At 61.0% G+C, this 14,882-nt stretch carries 14 protein-coding genes; 8 read left to right on the top strand and 6 right to left on the bottom strand.

All coding sequences use genetic code 11. From position 1 onward, the window contains the following. Positions 1-12: 12 nt before the first annotated feature. On the top strand, positions 13-432 hold the full coding sequence (locus C5L13_RS15380; protein WP_105384160.1) for a GNAT family N-acetyltransferase: 420 nt from the start codon (positions 13-15) through the stop codon (positions 430-432). A 10-nt stretch (positions 433-442) separates the two neighbouring features. On the opposite strand, the gene C5L13_RS15385 is transcribed toward C5L13_RS15380, so the two are convergent. Both C5L13_RS15385 and C5L13_RS15390 read right to left on the bottom strand, forming a co-directional pair. Next, on the bottom strand, positions 443-1,756 hold the full coding sequence (locus tag C5L13_RS15385; RefSeq protein WP_105384161.1) for an MFS transporter: 1,314 nt from the start codon (positions 1,754-1,756) through the stop codon (positions 443-445). Positions 1,757-1,834: 78 nt separating this feature from the next. Beyond that, positions 1,835-2,353, bottom strand: coding sequence for a GNAT family N-acetyltransferase (locus C5L13_RS15390; protein ID WP_205836840.1), 519 nt, complete (start codon positions 2,351-2,353; stop codon positions 1,835-1,837). A 261-nt stretch (positions 2,354-2,614) separates the two neighbouring features. On the opposite strand from C5L13_RS15390, the gene C5L13_RS15395 reads away from it, so the two are divergent. Together C5L13_RS15395 and C5L13_RS15400 are read left to right on the top strand one after the other, a co-directional pair. Then, entirely contained in the window at positions 2,615-3,604 is a 990-nt protein-coding gene (locus C5L13_RS15395; RefSeq protein WP_105384162.1) for a glutathione S-transferase family protein, read from the top strand. A gap of 158 nt (positions 3,605-3,762) precedes the next feature. Further along, positions 3,763-3,984: a hypothetical protein gene (locus C5L13_RS15400; RefSeq protein ID WP_105384163.1), complete on the top strand. Its 222-nt coding sequence runs from the start codon at positions 3,763-3,765 to the stop codon at positions 3,982-3,984. Positions 3,985-4,041: 57 nt separating this feature from the next. On the opposite strand, the gene C5L13_RS15405 is transcribed toward C5L13_RS15400, so the two are convergent. Next, positions 4,042-4,530 carry an NUDIX domain-containing protein gene (locus C5L13_RS15405; protein WP_105384164.1) on the bottom strand — a complete coding sequence of 163 codons (489 nt, stop codon included), beginning with the start codon at positions 4,528-4,530 and terminating at the stop codon, positions 4,042-4,044. Between the two features lie 65 nt (positions 4,531-4,595). Between C5L13_RS15405 and C5L13_RS15410 the strand changes: the two genes are divergently transcribed. From C5L13_RS15410 to C5L13_RS15420, 3 genes are all read left to right on the top strand, one after another. Continuing rightward, a complete protein-coding gene (locus C5L13_RS15410) occupies positions 4,596-5,549 on the top strand; it encodes a metallophosphoesterase family protein (protein ID WP_105384324.1) in 954 nt (317 codons plus the stop codon). A 103-nt stretch (positions 5,550-5,652) separates the two neighbouring features. Further along, complete coding sequence (locus tag C5L13_RS15415) at positions 5,653-6,132, top strand: RNA polymerase sigma factor (RefSeq protein WP_105384165.1); 480 nt, start codon at positions 5,653-5,655, stop codon at positions 6,130-6,132. A 2-nt stretch (positions 6,133-6,134) separates the two neighbouring features. Further along, positions 6,135-6,983: an anti-sigma factor family protein gene (locus C5L13_RS15420; RefSeq protein WP_105384166.1), complete on the top strand. Its 849-nt coding sequence runs from the start codon at positions 6,135-6,137 to the stop codon at positions 6,981-6,983. Here the strand turns inward: C5L13_RS15420 and C5L13_RS29620 are convergent. From C5L13_RS29620 to C5L13_RS15435, 3 genes are all read right to left on the bottom strand, one after another. Beyond that, positions 6,980-7,396 carry a hypothetical protein gene (locus C5L13_RS29620; RefSeq protein ID WP_158693454.1) on the bottom strand — a complete coding sequence of 139 codons (417 nt, stop codon included), beginning with the start codon at positions 7,394-7,396 and terminating at the stop codon, positions 6,980-6,982. The two genes, C5L13_RS15420 and C5L13_RS29620, sit on opposite strands and share 4 nt — an antisense overlap. Positions 7,397-7,534: 138 nt before the next feature. Further along, positions 7,535-9,244, bottom strand: a complete 1,710-nt coding sequence (leuA, locus tag C5L13_RS15430; RefSeq protein WP_105384168.1) for a 2-isopropylmalate synthase — start codon at positions 9,242-9,244, stop codon at positions 7,535-7,537. Between the two features lie 323 nt (positions 9,245-9,567). Then, complete coding sequence (locus C5L13_RS15435) at positions 9,568-10,752, bottom strand: benzoate/H(+) symporter BenE family transporter (RefSeq protein ID WP_105384325.1); 1,185 nt, start codon at positions 10,750-10,752, stop codon at positions 9,568-9,570. Positions 10,753-11,035: 283 nt separating this feature from the next. On the opposite strand from C5L13_RS15435, the gene C5L13_RS15440 reads away from it, so the two are divergent. Continuing rightward, entirely contained in the window at positions 11,036-11,983 is a 948-nt protein-coding gene (locus tag C5L13_RS15440; RefSeq protein ID WP_105384169.1) for a GGDEF domain-containing protein, read from the top strand. 121 nt (positions 11,984-12,104) lie between these two features. Further along, positions 12,105-14,801 carry a bifunctional diguanylate cyclase/phosphodiesterase gene (locus C5L13_RS15445; RefSeq protein ID WP_105384170.1) on the top strand — a complete coding sequence of 899 codons (2,697 nt, stop codon included), beginning with the start codon at positions 12,105-12,107 and terminating at the stop codon, positions 14,799-14,801. Positions 14,802-14,882: the final 81 nt, after the last annotated feature.

The following is a 14,882-nucleotide window of genomic DNA, read 5'->3' on the forward strand; positions in this document are numbered from 1 at the left end:
AACGCCGGCGGCATGGATATCGAACTGAAATTGATCGAGGGCGTCACGCCCGAGGAAGAGGAGGCCATCCTCAATCGGCTGAAGGCCTACAATATTGAAAGATTCGGCAAGAGCGACCGCCAGGAGCTGGCGGTACCGATCTACGATGCCGAAGGCAAGGTGATCGGCGGATTGACGGGCTATACCGGCCGCGGCTGGCTCTATGTGGCGATGCTTTACGTTCCCGACGAACTGCGCGGCCAGGGCCTTGCCGCCCGCATGCTGGATATGGCCGAAACGGAAGCCCGCGCCCGGGGCTGCGTCGGCGCCTATATCGACACGATGAACCCGGACGCCCTGAGGATCTACCGGAAGCAGGGCTATGCAGAGATCGGCACCCTCAACGACCTCGCGGGGGGCCATTCGATTAGCTGGCTGCAAAAGCGCTTTTGAACTCCCCCCCTCAGGTGAGCGATGTCTGGCGTGTTTCCGTGTTGATCATGATCCCGGCAAGCGCGGCGAGAACGAGCAGTCCGGCAAAGATGCCGATGGTGAGCCCGAGGCCCTGCACCACGACGTAACCGACCAGCGACGGCGCAAGCAGGCCCCCGAGACGGGCCATGGCGCCCGCGGCCCCCATCCCGGTTGCACGAGACGCCGTCGGATAAAGCTCCGGAGTGTAGGCGTAGAGAGCGCCCCAGGTGCCCAACAGGGCAAAGCTCATCAGCAGCAGCGCAGTTGCGATGAGGCTCGCATTCGAGGCTATGACGAACAGCAGGCAACCGAGCGCCGACAGCAGGCAGAAACCGATCAGCGTCGGCTTGCGGCCCCATTTCTCGACGCCATAGGCGGCCAGCGCATAACCCGGAAGCTGCGCCAGCGCCACGAGCACCAGAAAACCGTAGCCCCGCACGAAACCGAAACCTTCACCGGCGAGCCTCGCCGGCATCCAGGTGAAGACGCCATAATAGGACACCGACACGAGGAACCAGATCGTCAGGATCATGATGCTGCGCTGGCGCAGTCCGGACGAGAAGATGCCCGTCGACTTCACCGGCGGTGGCGAAACGAGACTGGTTTCAGCCCCGAGCCGTGGCCGGCCGTTCACGACGAGCATCCGCTCCATGATGGCTTTGGCCTCGTCGCTACGGCCTGAACGCAAGAGATAGAGTGGCGATTCCGGCACCAAGAAACGCAGGCCGATACCGGCTACGGCCGGGATTGCCGTCACCGCGAAGATATAGCGCCAGGCATCGGCCACCCCGGCTAGACTGGCCCCCCAGGCGGCGAGCGCGACGATCAGCGTGCCGACCGCCCAGAAGCCCTCGAGCAATACCAGCCAGCGCCCGCGGTTCTTGGCCGGCAGGAACTCGGCCATCATCGCGTAGTCCACCGGCAAGGTGCCGCCGACCGCAGCGCCGGTCAGGAAGCGCAGGACGACGAGGATCATGAAGTCTGGAGCGAAGATGGAAAGCGTGCCAAACAGCGCGTCGCAGGCGACCGTCACGATCAGAACGCGGCGACGGCCGATGCGATCGGCAAGCCTGCCGAAACCCATCGCGCCGAGAAGCATCCCGAAGAAGAAGGCCGTGCCCGTCTGCAGCGCCTGAGGCACCGTCAGGCCGAAGGTCGCCGCTATGGAGGCGGCGGTAAAGCCGACCGCCAGAACCTGCATCGCATCCGCAGCCCAGACGAGACCAAAGATACCCATCAGCCGGCGTTGGTAGGTCCCCGCTCCGGCGCGGTCCAGCGCCTCGTCCATCGTGATTGCCGCCATGCACCTGTCCCCCGGAGTTGACGAATCATGCCGACAAATCATTGCCGGCCAATGGTAAGGTTGATTAGCGGACTTGGGCTATTCGCGCCAGACGATCGTTCCCTTGAGACGCGCATGCACATCTGCCGAAACGGGTACGACCAGAACCCGGTTCGGATCGACCGGGCCTGGAAATTCGAGCGCGTTATACGCGACCTTCTCGAAACCGAGCGGGCCGTAATATGGCGGATCACCGACCAGGATCACCGCTTCCGACCCTCTCTGCTTTGCGGCCTCGATGGCGATCCGGACGAGCTCGCGGCCGATGCCGCGATTTTTATGCGACGGCCGTACGGCAAGCGGTCCGAGCAGATGTCCCTTTACGCCGCCGGCAAGAACCGGGGTCATCCGGACCGAGGCGATCGTCTCGCCGTCATCGGTACAGACGAAGGACAACGACCGGTCATGCGGCCCCTGCTCCCGAATGCGGGCGGCAGCGCGGGTGTGGCGGCCGGGCCCGAAGGCTTCCGCATTGATGAGTTCGATGACGTCGTCATGCGACGCGTCTTCGGTGAGGTAGACAAGTTCGTGCTTATGCAGAAATTCGAGCTGAGACATGGATGGACCGAAGCCGTAGGATAAAGAGCGGACAGGACAAGGGATTTCGATGACGCCGCGTGGCGTCTTGGTCGATAATCAGCGTCGTCGCAGTGCCCGTACTTCGGTCATAGAGGGAATTATCCTTAAAATCCGGGAAGCGAATTAGCAGGAAAAATTTGCCGCGTCCAACGCAAAAACACAGCGTTCATAAAATCATGCCTCGTATTCGGCGCACGCTACCGTATCTATTCAGCCAATGGACAAGCGAAGGAGATCACCGTGGGCAGGCTCGTCGATGGAAAATGGCAGGATGTCGGCTCCGACACCAAGGAAAACAAGGGCCATTTCAAGCGCGCCGAATCGCAGTTCCGCAACTGGGTGACCGCGGATGGCTCCGCCGGCTCCTCCGGCAAGAGTGGGTTCAAGGCAGAGGCCGGCCGCTACCATCTCTACGTTTCCTACGCTTGCCCCTGGGCGCATCGCACACTGATCTTCCGCAAGCTGAAGAAGCTCGAAGACCTGATCTCGGTCTCCGTTGTCGATTATCTGATGCTGGAGAACGGCTGGGAGTTCAAGAAACGCGACGGCGCCACCGGCGACGAGCTTTTCGGCTCGAACTATCTCTACCAGATCTACCTGAAGGCCGATCCCAGCTATACCGGCCGCGTCACCGTGCCGGTCCTCTGGGACAAGCGTGAGAACACGATCGTCTCCAACGAGAGCGCGGAAATCATCCGGATGTTCAACGGTGCCTTCGACGGGCTGACCGGCTCGGCGTCGGATTTTTATCCGGAAGCGCTGCGCGGCGAGATCGACGAGTTGAACGCGGTCGTCTACGACACCGTCAACAACGGCGTCTACAAGGCGGGCTTCGCCACCTCCCAGGAAGCCTATGAACCGGCCGTTACCCGTCTTTTCGACACCCTGGATATGCTGGAAAAGCGCCTCGCCGGCAGCCGCTATCTCTTCGGCGACAGGCTGACCGAGGCCGATTGGCGGCTCTTCACCACGCTTTTCCGCTTCGATCCCGTCTATGTCGGCCACTTCAAATGCAATATCCGCCGCATCGCCGACTACCCGAACCTGTCCGGCTACCTGCGTGATCTCTACCAGCATCCGGGCATTGCCGAGACATGCAATCTCCTGCACATCAAGAACCATTATTACGGCAGCCACCGGACGATCAATCCAACCGGCATAGTCCCTGTCGGTCCGGCGATCGATCTCGACGCCCCCCACGGAAGAGAGAAACTGAAGACGGCGGCCTGATCGGTATTGCTGTGCCCGCCGCTGTCGCCACGCATCACAATCGATATATCCCACGAAATATTTCGATCGACTTTGTAAGCCAAAAGGGCTATGAAAAGGAGACGGGAAATCACGGGTCGGGCAGTACTTGCTTCTCCCCCGACTGAAGGGAGGTAGCCATGCGCAATGAAGTTTCAGTATTTCCAAGAGAGCAGAATTGGGTCGTGCGGCTTGTCGAACAAGGCGCCGAAAGCGAACGCGAGTTTCGCTATGAAGTTTACGCCCGCTCTTGGGCTGAAGGGCAGCGTATCCGGTTGAACAAGGCATTTTCCGCCGGCGCGGACATCGCAAACCGGGCATCAGCGCAAGCCGAGGGATGTTTCGCGAAACTCGAAGACTGAGGCGCCGCGAGCTTTTGGATCAAGCGGAATTTTAGGCGGTCAACCGGCTAGCAGGCCTCACCAGAAATCCGATGTCTCGACGTCGCCGCTCAGTTCCTTGAGCCGTCTCCGCGTCGCGGTTGTCGTATCCTTCGGCAACTCATCCAATGCGAAAAATCCGCTCTCGGCAATCTCCCGATCGGCAGCCCGTGGCGCCGTCTGCTCCACGGTCAGCCGATAGAAGAGCACATGGTCGCGCTTGCTGGCGTTGCGGTTATAGTAGACGTGGACGAGCTGCGGTTCGCCAAGGATTTCCAGATTACCCTCTTCCCTCAACTCCTTCGTGAGTGCGGCGCGGGCAGTCTCGTGCCGTTCCATGCCTCCACCCGGCATGTACCAGCCGGGAACATAGGTATGGCGAACCAGGAAGATGCGGCCTTCGGCATCGAAGCAGGCCGCGCGCACGCCGAGCGTCATGCCGCGTCTCACGATGAAGAACTGGTGCAACAGCCAGACCATTGCGCGTGTTCGAAAACCGCGGATTTCCGGGATGTCTTCGCTGTTCATTCATAACTCCGGGAGCGGCCAGAAAATCGATAACGATTTGCCGGCTTATGCGTTATGTCTGCGGCATGTTCAAATTCGCGCATATTTCCGATATCCACTTGGGCCCGCTGCCGAAACTGACGCTTCGCGAACTCTTTTCGAAGCGCATCACGGGATTTGTCAATTGGCACCGCAATCGCCGCAAGCACCTTTTCGTCAACACGCTCGACCTGCTTTTGAGTGATTTGAAGTCGCGCGAGCCGGACCATCTGGTCCTGACCGGAGATCTGGTCAATCTTGCGACCGGCATCGAGATAAGGCTGGCTGCCGAATGGCTGCAGACGATCGGAGACCCGCTGGAGACGACGGTCGTGCCGGGCAATCACGACGCCTATGTTCCGGGCGCCCATGATAAGTCGGTGGCCGCATGGTATCCTTTCATCGCCAGTGACGACGACCCGAAAATCTGGCCGGAGCACGACCACGTTTTCCCGACCTATCGCCGCCGCGGGCCGATTGCGATCATCGGCTGCTCGACATCCAATGCGACGCCGCCGTTCTCCGCTTCCGGCTATTACAGCCCCAGGCAGGCCCGCGAGACGGTGAACCTCCTGAAAAAGGCCGGCGAAGAGGGTTTGTTCCGCGTCGTGCTGATCCATCACCCCCCGATCCATGGCGCAGCGTCTTCGCACAAAAGAATGATCGGCATCCGCCGCTTTGCCGCCGCGATCTCGACCGGCGGCGCCGAACTGGTGCTGCACGGGCACACCCACCTCAACACGCTCTATTGGCTGAGGAGCCATCACGGCCAGGTTCCCGTCCTCGGCATAGCCTCTGCCTCGCAGGGGCCTGGCGGGCACAAGCCGCGAGCCGCCTACAACCTGTTCACCCTTTCCGGAGAACCCGGCGCCTGGAACCTTCTCTGCGAACGCTACAGCCTCACCGAGAACGGAGACGGCGTCGGTCTCGACAACAGCCGGCTGCTCTATGGCGAGATGCCACCGGCCGTTTCGATCCCGGAAGCCGCGAGAATGTTGTAGAATCAATGTCGGGATTGTTGCGGAATCGCCACATTCCCGTCATAGCTAGTGTCAGACACAGTCATCACCGACATATCAACAGCAGCAAAGCCGCTCTCTCCCTATGAGCCAACCGAGCCCATCGACCGACATTAGGCGCGATCTCGTCGCCCTCCTGCCACGCCTGCGTCGCTTTGCGCTGACGCTCACGGGCGATGCGTCGGATGCCGATCTGCTGGTGCGGGGCTCGGCCGTCAGGGCGATCCAGAAGAGCCACCATTGGAAGGGTGAAGGACGGCTCGAAAACTGGCTTTTCAGCATCATGCGCACGACCTGGTCGGACGAAGCCAGGAAGCGCAGGAAGGCTGAGCCAGCCGGGACGGATATCGGCTCGGCGTCCGAAAGGAAGAAGGCGGGAAATGCCGTGCTCGCGATGCCGGAGGGGCTTGCCGCCGCTTTCCTGCTGACCGATGTGGAAGGCTTCACCTGTCAGGAAGCCGCAGCCATCCTGGGCATTCAGGCCGATCAGCTCGCAACCCGCCTCTGTGCGGCCCGCCTCGGTCTTGCGTCGGCCAACGCCATGACGAGCGAGCGGAGGGCGTGACGGTGAGCGCCTCGCAGCCATCACCGCTCGAATTGCGGCTTTCCGCCTATGTCAACGCACAGGCCGGCGACGGCGATTGGCACGACGTCGAAGAACTGCTGGTGAACGATCCTCAGGCCCGGGCATTGCACGATGCGCTGCGGCATGGCTCGGAAGTCGGGCGACGGGCGTTCGACGATATGCTGAAGGAACCCGTTCCGCTCGATCTCGTCCGTTCCATCAAGAACGCGCCGCTGCCGCGGCGGGCCGTTCGCCTGCCGCAGGCCCCGCGTCCCGGCTTTTTGCTGAAGCCGTCGGGCATGCAGACCTTCATCGCCTGCCTCTCCCTCTTCGTGCTTGGCGGCGCAATCGGCTATATGCTGGGCAGCCGTCCGACGGCGCTCCAGGAGCGCGTCGCCATCGCCGCTCCGGCGCAGGCCGACCGCGATTGGCTGGACGATATCATCGCCCAGTACCGGTTTTATGCGCGCCAGACCACTCATCTCGCAGAAATCCCGGCCGAAAGACCCGCCGACATCCTCGAATGGCTGACGACCAATACCGGAATAAGCTTCCGCATTCCTGATCTTCAAGGCAGCAGTCTCGTCTTTCAGGGAGCGCGTATGTTCACGGCCGGCGGCACGCCGGTCGCGCAGCTTCTTTACCGGCGCATTGAAGGCGACGCGGACGGCGACGTGATCGCCATCACCTTCACCAAGACGCGGCCCGCGGGCAATCGCTCGCTCGAAGAAATCCGCAACGAAACGGGAATCGTCACCTGGGTGACCCCGCTTGCGACCTACATGGTCATCGGCCCCTCCTCCGCAGCAGATCTCGACGATATCGCCGCCAAGGCGGCGGGGTTGATCTAGATCGCCAGCCTGCTTCGGACGGGTGCGATGCTGCGGAAGCCTACTCTTATGGGTAGATGAAGCACAAAAGAACGGCCAGCATGGTGCTCCCTGCTTGGTTGCAATTTGAGGATGCGACCATCGCTTCCGTTTGGAGACCGTGGCACACGGCAAGTCCCCTCTTCCCGCATGCGGGGAGAGGGTTGGGGTGAGGGGCAATCAACTCGTCCAGGAACAAATCTGAGGTCGTGAGCGTCTAAAGCGCCCGTCAATCGACCATCGAAAATAGCCACAATGGTCTCAATTACCGGCCCATTTCGATCAGACCATCGACATTCCAGAAACGGACGGGACCATCCTTCCGCATTCATGTATCGATCACGCTGACGATCGTACTCGCTGTCGGCATGCTGGCTACCGTCAACCTCAATCACCAGCCGCTTACCTGCCGCTCCTTCTTCCCGCGCGCGGGAAGAAGGAGCATGCCGCGCCCTCAAGCCGAACTCAAGAGCATGCCTACAACGACAGTCAGCCGCCAATAGAGCAAGGACAGGTGATCCCGCTAGTGCCGCTCAGCCCCTGGCTTCGAGCACCCGGTTTGCCGCCGATACGATCGCTTCGAGCGAGGCTGCAACGATGTTCTTGTTGATGCCGGCGCCGAACAGTTTTCCGCCCGGATGCTCCATCTCCACATAGGCGATCGCCGATGCATTCGAACCATGCTGCAGCGAATGTTCGGAATAGTCGTTCACCGACAGCTCGATGCCGAGATAGGTGGAGAGTGCGTTGATGAAGCCGTCGATGGGGCCGGTGCCCTTGCCCTCGATGCGCTTGATCTCGCCGCCGTCGGTGATCTCGGCGGCAACTACGCGCACGCCCTTGTGGTCGGTGCCAGCCGGATAGGTGTGGTGATCGACGAATTTCAGCCGTGCCTCGGGCTGTTCCACATATCGCTCGATGAAGCGCTCATAGATCCGTTTCGACGGAAGCTCCACGCCCTCTTCGTCGGTGATGCGCTGGATATCCTCCCGGAATTCGACCTGCAGATTGCGCGGCAGATTGAGACCGTAATCCTCCTGCAGGATATAGGCGATGCCGCCCTTCCCCGACTGGGAGTTGATCCGGATGATCGCCTCGTAGGAACGGCCGACGTCGCGCGGGTCGATCGGCAGATAGGGCACTTCCCAGACAGGATGGTTGGCTTGCCTGATCGCCTTCATGCCCTTGTTGATCGCGTCCTGATGCGAGCCGGAGAAAGCGGTATAGACCAACTCGCCGACGTAAGGATGGCGCTCGGGGATCTTCATCTCGTTGGAATATTCGTAGACGGCCTTGATCCGCTCGATGTCCGAGCAGTCCAGTTCCGGATCCACGCCCTGGGTATACATGTTGAGCGCCAGGGTGACGATATCCACATTGCCGGTGCGCTCTCCGTTGCCGAACAGCGTGCCTTCCACCCGGTCGGCGCCAGCCATCAGAGCGAGTTCGGTTGCGGCGATACCCGTGCCCCGGTCGTTGTGGGGATGCAGCGAAACGATGACATTCTCGCGGTTGTCGATATTGCGGCACATCCATTCGATCTGGTCGGCATAGATGTTCGGCGTCGCCATCTCGACGGTGGACGGCAGGTTCAGGATCAGCTTGTTGTCGGCCGTCGGCTTGATGATGTCGATGATGGCGTTCGAAATCTCGAGCGCGACCTCCAGTTCGGTCCCGGTAAAGCTCTCCGGCGAATATTCGAAGCGATAACCGCCTCCTGCCTTTTCCGCCATCTCCGTGATCATCTTGGCGGCATCGACCGCGATCTGCTTGATGCCGGCCACATCCTTGCCGAATACCACGCGGCGCTGCAGTTCAGAGGTCGAATTGTAGAAATGGATGATTGGCTTGTGCGCGCCCTCCAGCGCCTCGAAGGTGCGGGTGATCAGCTCCGGGCGGCACTGAACCAGCACCTGCAGCGAAACATCCGCCGGCACCCCGCCCTGTTCCACACACCAGCGTGCGAAGTCGAAATCCGTCTGGGATGCGGACGGAAAACCGATTTCGATCTCCTTGAAGCCCATATCCAGCAACAGCTTGAACATGCGCGCCTTGCGGTCGTGGCCCATCGGGTTGACCAGCGACTGGTTACCGTCGCGCAGGTCGACGGAACACCAGATCGGCGCCTTGGAAATTGTCCTGGAAGGCCAGGTCCGATCGGGAATGTTGATCGCCGGATAGGGACGGTATTTCACCGCTGCTTCCGGCATGCCTTGTTTTACGGAGTGCGTCTTGGCGTCCATGATTTGAACTCTCTTCTCGCTTCACGCGTCGCTGCGGCGCCCGTTCCGGGAAAAAGCCGTCGATGCGGACCCTTAGGGTCTATTGTTGCCGATGTCTTGAATGTTCGTGAGAGGAGCTCTTACGCCGGCAGGCTTTCGGCCGCCGGGCGCTCCTCAACGGACCCGGCAACCGCGCGTAAGGTCGAGGCTAAGAAGCGAGGAAAGCGCAAAAGCCGTCGCCCCGGCCGCGGTGCGGCGGGTCAGCAAACGGTTGGACATGATTGCGCCTGTCATGGTCATGTCGGGATGTATAACCGCAGCCGAAAAGCGAGGCAAGTCCCCGCTCATCTTTTCGCCGCATGCAGGAAATGCCGCAGCCCCATCATCACGCCGCCTGCCACAAGGCCCCAGAAAGCACCGGAAATGCCGGCGAACGAGGTGCCGGAAGCAGTGACGAGGAAGGTGATTGCCGCCGCCTCGCGCGTATCGGGCTCCTTGTAAGCGGCGAAAGCGGCGCTCGAAAAAGCCGCGATCAGCCCAAGACCCGCCACCGCCTGCAAAAGGATCGGCGGCGCAAGCGACACGAAGGCTATGATTCCCCCGGCTGCCAAACCCAGCCCGATATAACCCAAGCCGCCGATGATCGCCGCCCAGTAACGCTTCTTCGGATCGGGGTTGGCATCTTCACTGGCACACATGGCAGCGGTGATCGCAGCCATGTTGACCGGCACGCCGCCGACCAATCCACCCAGAATCGAAAATATGCCCGTGCCGGCGAAGAGCACGCCCGGCGGCGGCTCGTAATGGTGCACCTTGAGGATCGCCATGCCCGGTATGTTCTGGGACGCCATGGTGACGATGAAGAGCGGCACCGCCACGGAGACGATGCCATGCCAGGTAAAGACGGGGTCGATGAAGGTGAGGTCCGGGTGGATCGCCGCACCGATCTGAGCAAAGACATCCGGCGGCAGCTCGACCCCGAAGACCAACACCAGCACGAGCGCACCAAGAGCGGCGGGCACGGCCCAGAGCCGCCAGCGGGAAACCACCACCATCCAGGTCAGGACGATCGGCAGGCCGAGCGCCGGGTTGAACGCAACGGCCTTCACCGGCGCAAGGCAGAGGCTCAGCAAAATACCGGCGAGCATCGCGTTGGCGAGTGGCGCCGGGATCATCCGGATCGCGCGGCCGAGCGGGCGGAACAGGCCTGAAAGGATGATCAGGACACCGCACACCACGAACGCCCCGACGACGGCGGGAAAGCCGCCCTCGATGGCGCTGATGCCGGACAGGAGCGCAGCACCCGGTGTCGACCAGGCGATACTGATTGGCATGCGGAACCAGGAAGAGAAGACGATCGCCAGCACGCCCATCGCGACCGATTGCGCAAGCAGCGCCGAGGCTATCTCCGGTCCGCTGGCGCCCATGGCCTGCAGCCCCTGCATGATCACGGCGAACGAACTGATGAAGCCGACAAAAGCAGTCAGCAGCCCCATCATCAGGGCGGAGATGGAAAAATCCTTGAGCATGCCGGCGGGACTCGTGACCTCGAAAGTCGACATGGAGCATCACTGCCGCCGCTGAGGCAAGGTTCGTTGGCGGCAAAAAGGTACGGCGACAAGCAAACCCCGGAGGGAATCCATCCGCCCGGCCGGAGCGTCCGGCGCCGGCAAATCAACCCGTCTTATCGTTAGTGCGAATATTCGCATGCGTTGATAATTTCGAAGGAACTTGGCTGTAGCCTTGTCTTTGTATGTCCTCTCCCACTGCTCCACTGGAGAAACGGGCCAACGAGAACCTTAGAGACTATCCATGACGGCATTGCCAGGTCGCCTTGCAGAGATTGATGTCGGAACTCAGACGCTCTTTCCGCGTGAGCAGCTCTACTTCATCCTGTCGGCCATGCCGGACCCCTGTTTCATCCTGACGCGCAGCGGCCGTTACGCTGCATTGTTCGGCGGCAAGGACACCCGCTACTACCATGATGGCAGCGGGCTCGTCGGCAAGAATGTCCACGATGTCCTGAGCTTCGAAAAGGCCAATCGCTTTATCCGCGAGATCGACAAGGCGCTGGCTTCGCGCTCCCTGCATATCGTCGAATACAGCCTTTCGGCTCGCGATATCCTGGGAATGGAATCGGCCGGACCGGACCATCCGATCTGGTTCGAGGGACGCGTACAGGCTCTGGACTTCCAGGTGGGCGACGAGGATGCGGTCGTCTGGGTGGCAAGCAACATCACCGAAAAGAACGCGATCGAGAACCAGCTGCGCCACCAGAGCGAAACCGATGCCCTCACCGGGCTTTTCAATCGCAGAAAACTGCTCGACGTCCTTCAGCTGAAATTCGAGCTCTTCCGCGATGAACATATCCCCACATCGGTGCTGATGTTCGACATCGACAATTTCAAGATGGTTAACGATCAGCTGGGCCATGCGGTGGGCGATACGGTTTTGCAGGCAACCGCCAATGTCTGTCGTCAGGAACTGCGCAAGACGGATTTCGTGGCGCGCCTCGGCGGCGATGAATTCGTGATCGTGATGCCGGCCACCCGCAAGGAGCACGGCATGATGATCGCCAACAGGCTTCGCCAGCAGGTTGCGTCGGATCTCCAGCGTGCAGTCGGATACAAGGTGACGATCAGCGGCGGCCTGAGCGATTTTTCTGCCCTCGATGCGTCTTCCGACGCGGCTCTGAAGCGGGCGGACGACGGGCTCTATCACTCCAAGCGCGCCGGCAGGAACCGGATCAACTCCGCCTGATACCGGACGCTCACCTTGGCAGAGCGGGAGGTACCAAAATCTTCAGCCAAATCCTCCTTCTCGCACATTAGGCAATCTTAAAGTTTATGAGCAACAGTTTGAATTCCTCTTGGAAATACTCATGATCCCACTGTCGCTCGCTCCAAAATCGAAATGGCTCAAACCCCGGTTTTACGGGCTCGGCTACTTCTTTCCAGCCATTGTAGCCGTCACCGCCGTAGTGATAATGGTGGTGCGGGCAGACATCGAGAAGCGTGAACAGTTCCGGAGCACACAACAGGTCAAGGCGGCAGAACAGCTCGCACGCGTCGCAGCGAGCCTGGAGACCAATGTCCGCGGCAACGTCAACCTGATTTACGGATTGATCGCAGCGGTCGCCGCAAACCCGAACATGGCGCAGCCGCAGTTTTCCGCGTTGTCCGAGCGCATTTTCGGGGTCCCGTCCCAGCTCCGGAACATCGCGGCGGCGCCTGATCTCGTCGTGAAATTCGTCTATCCTGAAGACGCGAACAAAAAAGCGATCGGCCTCGACTACCGGACCAATGAGCAGCAACGGGATTCGGTGATGACGGCGATCCAAAGGCGGAGCCTGGTCATCACCGGCCCGGTCAATCTCGTCCAGGGCGGCCAAGGCTTGATCGCGCGCTATCCCGTCTTCTCGCTGGCCAATGGGCGTTTCTGGGGTGTCGTCTCGGCTGTCATCGATCTCAACAGGCTTTATACCGACAGCAACGTCAACACGTCCCGCCAGAGCCTCGACATAGCCATAGCGAGGCGTCCCATTCCCGGCGAGCAGGATGTGTTTCTCGGGAACCGGGACGTGTTCTCGCAGGACCCGGTCAAGACGCGGTTCGAGCTCGGCCACGATACCTGGTATCTGGCCGGCGTGCCTAAAGAAGGATGGCAAGGCTCGCCGCCGGATATCGTCAGCTTCCGCATTACCGCGTTTCTGGTCGCGCTTTGCATCGCCGGACCGCTGATCTGGGCCGGCCTGCTGATGAAGCAGCGCCATCGCAACATGCTTACCCTGCAACAGCGCGAGGAGCAGCTCGAAGCCCTTTCCCAGCGGCTGGAACTGGCCCTCGAGGCGTCCGGCGTCGGCGTCTGGGAATACGAGCCTTCGTCCGAAACGCTGATCTGGGACCAGCGCATGCGCGAGCTTTACGATGTGCCGCAGGACAAAACGACCTGCGGACATCACGACTGGCGCGACGCCGTCCATCCGGATGACATTCAGGCCCTCGACGAACAGCTCCTCAGGTCGATCCGCGAGGATAAAAGCCACGAACTCGAATTCCGTGTCGTGCGGCGTGACGGAAATATCCGCCATATCCGCGCCAATGGCGCCACCTATGTTGCTGCGAGCGGCATCAAGCGGGTCGTCGGCGCCAACTGGGACGTCACCATCGACGTGACGATGAATGCCGAACTGCGGGAAGCAAAGGCTCAGGCCGAGCGGCAGAACGCGGAACTACGATCGGCGAGACGGACGCTCGAGCATCAGTCTCTGCACGATGCCCTGACTGGCCTGCCGAACCGCCGGTTCCTCGATCAATTCATGGCCGCCGAGGAAACTGCCAGCCAGGATGATCACAAGCTTGCCTTCATCCATATCGATCTCGACCGCTTCAAGGAGGTCAACGATACCTTCGGCCATGCGGCCGGCGATGCCGTCCTCAAGGAAGCCACGGCCCGCCTTCTCCAGTTGATCGGACACGACGAATTCGCGTCCCGGATCGGCGGCGATGAATTCGTCGTGATTACCGGCGGGGCAGAACCGCTTGCGCGGGCAAACCATCTTGCGCAATCGATCGTGACCGCGCTTTCAAGGCCGATCGATATCGGCGAGCACCAATGTCGGATCGGCTGCAGCGCAGGCATCGCCTGCCAGACGAAGGCCGGCGAAGAACTCGGCCAGCTATTGATCAATGCCGACATCGCGCTCTATGAGGCGAAAAAGCTGGGCCGCAACCGGGTCGAGCTGTTCTCCGAGAAGCTGCGCGCCGCCGCCGTGCTGACAAAGCGGCTCTCCGACGAATTCCTGAGCGCGCTCGAGCAGGACCAGATCATTCCCTACTTCCAGCCGCAGTTCGATGCACACTCGCTGGCGATCGTCGGCGTCGAGGCGCTCGCCCGCTGGCAGCACCCGACCCGCGGCCTGCTGACGCCGGACAAATTCCTCCATATCGCCGAGAACCTGCACAAGGCCGCGGACATGGACGCGACCATTCTCGATCGGGCGCTCTTTCAGACGACGCGTTGGCGAACCCTCGGCATCGACGTTCCGCATCTGTCGGTGAATATTTCCGCCCAGAGACTGAAGGACGAGCGGCTCTTCAAGCGTCTGGCGGAACTGTCGTTCACGCCGGGTACGCTCTCCTTCGAACTTCTGGAATCGATTTCCTTCGAGGATCAGGACAAGGAACTGAAAGCCGCCATCCTCAGCCTGAAAGCCTTGGGAATAGACATCGAGATCGACGACTTCGGGACGGGCCACGCATCCATCGTCAGCCTGCTCGAACTCGGCCCGAAGAGGCTGAAGATCGACCGAAAGCTCATTGCGCCCCTGGAGTCGGGTTCTCAGCGGCAGCTCGTGGCATCGATCATCGAAATCGGCCGCTCTCAAGGCATCGAGATCGTCGCGGAAGGCGTCGAGACGGCGGCCCATATCGAGATACTGCGCGGGCTGGGTTGCCAGATCCTTCAGGGTTACGCATTCGCGAAGCCTATGTCGTCGGCGGACTTCGTTGCCTTCGCACAGAACTGGCAGAATGCCGGACCGATGTCATTCCCTCCCGCCATGGTCCGCTCGGCTTAAGACCGGTGCCGACCGTGGATCGCATCGGAAGGCCAACAAAACTCCCGTCCTCATGTACCGATCGCTATTGACCTGGCCCCT

The sequence above is a fragment of the Neorhizobium alkalisoli genome (assembly GCF_002968635.1).
GTDB classification, from domain to species: domain Bacteria; phylum Pseudomonadota; class Alphaproteobacteria; order Rhizobiales; family Rhizobiaceae; genus Neorhizobium; species Neorhizobium alkalisoli.